Origin of the sequence: Mesorhizobium sp. M8A.F.Ca.ET.021.01.1.1, assembly GCF_003998025.1 — a bacterium.
Lineage (GTDB): Bacteria > Pseudomonadota > Alphaproteobacteria > Rhizobiales > Rhizobiaceae > Mesorhizobium.
The window spans coordinates 1-3031 of the sequence record NZ_RZSJ01000687.1 but is presented as its reverse complement, the minus strand read 5'-3'; the positions used below and the strand labels follow the sequence as shown (position 1 = coordinate 3031).

The window sequence follows — 3031 nt, the reverse complement described above, 5'->3', positions numbered from 1 at the left end:
GTCTTTGTGCTTGCGTCCTCGAAGCTGTAGTCGAACGCCCTGGACTGGTTGGGAGGTGTATCCGAACCGGGATAAGGCATTTCCGGCTCGGCGGCTTCGGCCTCGGCATGCGGCGGCGCCTCTGTGCCGGACCGCCCGGCGGCGTCGTCGCCATGCTCCCAGGGTTCGAGATCCGCCTGATCGGCATGCACCGGCTCTTCCGGGAGCTCTGGTCGCGAGGCGTTCGCGGATTCCTCGGCCCTCGCCTCGTCGGTCTGGACGGTAACCTTGGCGGCATCCTCGTCGACGATGCGTGAGACAGCGCCCGGATCGAGGTCGATGGTCACCGGCTCGCGGCGGCTTTTCGAGTGTCGCATCTTCGGCGTCTTGACCATGCATGGGCTCCGCAAAATTCGCTTCGTCTCAACGCGCGGCGGCGCGTGATGGTTCTAAAAAGGGTCTAGCACATCACCAAGCGGTGAAAAGGGGCGGTGTGATGACGCGGGTCAGGGCCGTGCCCGCAAAAGTGCCAGCAGCGCCTCCTCGTCGGGCCGTGCGGCGACACGGATTGCTTTGCCGGCGCTGTCGCCGAAGGCGGCGGCGATGCGCGCGGAAAGGACAAAAAAACGCGTCTTTTCAAAGGCTTTTTGCAGGGCGGGTCGTCTGGCCAGGACCTGCATCGCGGCAGCGGCGTTGGCCGAATAGAGCAGCACCACATCGACCGCTTGGCCTGATAGCAGCGGCAGGGTCGCTTCGTCCGAATAGCTCACCGCAAGCGTGTCATAAGTCTCTACGGCATGGACCTGGACATACGCTGCTTCCAGCTTCTGTTCGAAGGCAGCAAACCGCACGCGCCCACAGAGATAGACGATCGTTTTGCCGGAAAAGGCGGTCGCCATGCCGTCGGCCAGCGCCTCGGCATCGCCAGGCCCCTCGCTGACCGACAGAAAACCGGCTTTGCGCGCGGCCTCGGCGGTCCTCTTGCCGACAGCATGACAAGGCAGCCTGGAAAGCGCCGCTACCAGATCTCCAGGGGCATGGCGCACGGCATTGGCGCTGGTGATGGCGACGGCTGCGACATCGTCCGGAACCGCCTTGGCATCGACCGGCAGTGCCGTCGTCTCCGTCAATGGCAGGAGAAGAGGCTCAAAACCCATTTCTTTCAGCTTTCGCGCCGTGAGCGATGCACCGGGCTCCGGTCTGGTGACCAGGATGCGAGGCATTTTCAGAGCCAGCCGTCGAAGAACTTTTCGCCGGCCCTGGCGCGAACCGCCCGCGCGGCGTCAGCCCCTATTTCAGCCGCGTCCGTGGCCTCGCCTTCCAACCGGACGTCATGCCACTCCGTGCCGTCGGGCGAGATGATCAGCCCGGCAAAGGACAGTTTCCCCCCCGACACCGTCGCATGGCCGGCGATCGGTGTGCGGCACGAGCCGTCGAGCGCGGCGAGAAACGCGCGTTCGCAGGCCAAGGCCTGGCCCGTCGGCACGTGATGGATCGCCGCAAGCATTGTCTCGATATCACGGTCGCCGACGCGCGTTTCGATGCCGATCGCGCCTTGTCCCGGCGCCGGCGGAAAATCCTCCAGCGGCATCAGGTCGGTAATCACGCCTTCGAGCCCGAGCCGCTTCAGCCCGGCATAGGCGAGAATGGTGCCCTCGGCGATGCCTTCATCCAGCTTGCGCAGCCTCGTCTGCACATTGCCGCGGAACATCACCACCTCGAAATCCGGCCGCATCCGGCGGATCAGCGCCTGGCGACGGAGCGATGACGATCCGACCTTGGCGCCATGCGGCAGATCGGCGATCCGCCTGACCGCCTTGCCTATGAAAGCGTCGCGCGCGTCCTCGCGCGGCAGGAAAGTGGAAAGCTCCAATCCGCCCGGAAGCACCGTCGGCATGTCCTTCGACGAATGCACGGCGATGTCGATACGCCCGTCGAGCAGCGCTTCCTCGATTTCCTTGGTGAACAGGCCTTTGCCGCCGGCCTCCGACAGTGGCCGGTCCTGAATACGGTCGCCGCTGGTCGAGATGGGCACCACTTCAAACGCCTGCTCGGGAAGGCCATGCGCTTTCATCAGCCGCACACGCGTCTCATGCGCCTGGGCAAGCGCCAGCGGGCTGCCGCGCGTTCCGATTTTGCAGGTTCCGATTTTCAAAGTTTGCATGGCGCGCGGTCCGTGATAACCCCCGAGCGAAATCGAGGTCTTGCCGGCCTTTTCCTAATGGGGAATAGCCTCATAAACAATCTCTTGGGATAGCGACGAATTGATCCGCGTTCTGGGTATTGAGACGAGTTGCGACGAGACCGCCGCCAGCGTCGTGGCGCTGGAGGGCGATGCCGCGCCGAAAATCCTGTCCAATGTCGTGCTCTCCCAGATCGAGGAACATGCCGCCTTCGGCGGTGTCGTGCCCGAGATCGCCGCGCGCGCGCATGTCGAGGCGCTGGACGGCATCGTCGAGGCGGCGCTCGCCGATTCGGGCGTGGCGCTGGCCGATATCGACGCGATCGCCGCAACCGCCGGTCCAGGCCTCGTCGGCGGGCTGATCGTCGGCCTGATGACGGCCAAGGCGATCGCCGCCGCGGCGAACAAGCCGCTGATCGCCGTCAACCACCTCGAAGGCCACGCCTTGACGGCGCGGCTGACCGACGGGCTCGAATTCCCCTACCTGCTGCTGCTGGTCTCCGGCGGCCACACGCAGATCCTCGCCGTGCGCGGCGTCGGCGAGTATCAGCGCTGGGCCACCACCATCGACGACGCGCTCGGCGAAGCCTTCGACAAGACCGCCAAGATGCTCGGCCTGCCCTATCCCGGCGGTCCGAATGTCGAGAAGGCGGCGCTATCGGGCAACCCGTCGCGCTTTGCCTTCCCGCGGCCGATGAAGGGCTCGGCGCAGCCCGATTTTTCCTTTTCCGGCTTAAAGACCGCCGTGCGCCAGGCGGCAACCGCGATCGAGCCCCTGAGCGACCAGGATGTCGCCGACATCTGCGCGTCGTGCCAGGGAATGTCTCGCGAAAGCGTGCCAGGGCGCGAGAAACGCGGTCGGCCAATGCA

Annotated in this window: 3 protein-coding genes and 1 pseudogene; 1 reads left to right on the top strand and 3 read right to left on the bottom strand. The window is 65.3% G+C overall.

What is annotated here, in order from left to right; translation table 11 throughout:
- From EOA36_RS32215 to hemC, 3 genes and pseudogenes are all read right to left on the bottom strand, one after another.
- Positions 1–374 (bottom strand): annotated as a pseudogene (locus tag EOA36_RS32215) (phage tail protein); the annotation flags it as partial.
- A 111-nt stretch (positions 375–485) separates the two neighbouring features.
- Complete coding sequence (locus EOA36_RS32210; RefSeq protein WP_127280871.1) at positions 486–1202, bottom strand: uroporphyrinogen-III synthase; 717 nt, start codon at positions 1200–1202, stop codon at positions 486–488.
- Between the two features lie 2 nt (positions 1203–1204).
- On the bottom strand, positions 1205–2143 hold the full coding sequence (hemC, locus tag EOA36_RS32205) for a hydroxymethylbilane synthase (protein WP_127280870.1): 939 nt from the start codon (positions 2141–2143) through the stop codon (positions 1205–1207).
- Positions 2144–2243: 100 nt separating this feature from the next.
- On the opposite strand from hemC, the gene tsaD reads away from it, so the two are divergent.
- Positions 2244–3031, top strand: a 788-nt coding sequence (gene tsaD / locus EOA36_RS32200) for a tRNA (adenosine(37)-N6)-threonylcarbamoyltransferase complex transferase subunit TsaD (protein WP_127280869.1), incomplete at its 3' end; no start/stop codon positions are given.

Coding starts and splice junctions, on each gene's coding strand:
- hemC (WP_127280870.1), bottom strand. CDS start 2,143: ATGCAAACTTTGAAAATCGGAACCTGCAAAATCGGAACGCGCGGCAGC.
- EOA36_RS32210 (WP_127280871.1), bottom strand. CDS start 1,202: ATGCCTCGCATCCTGGTCACCAGACCGGAGCCCGGTGCATCGCTCACG.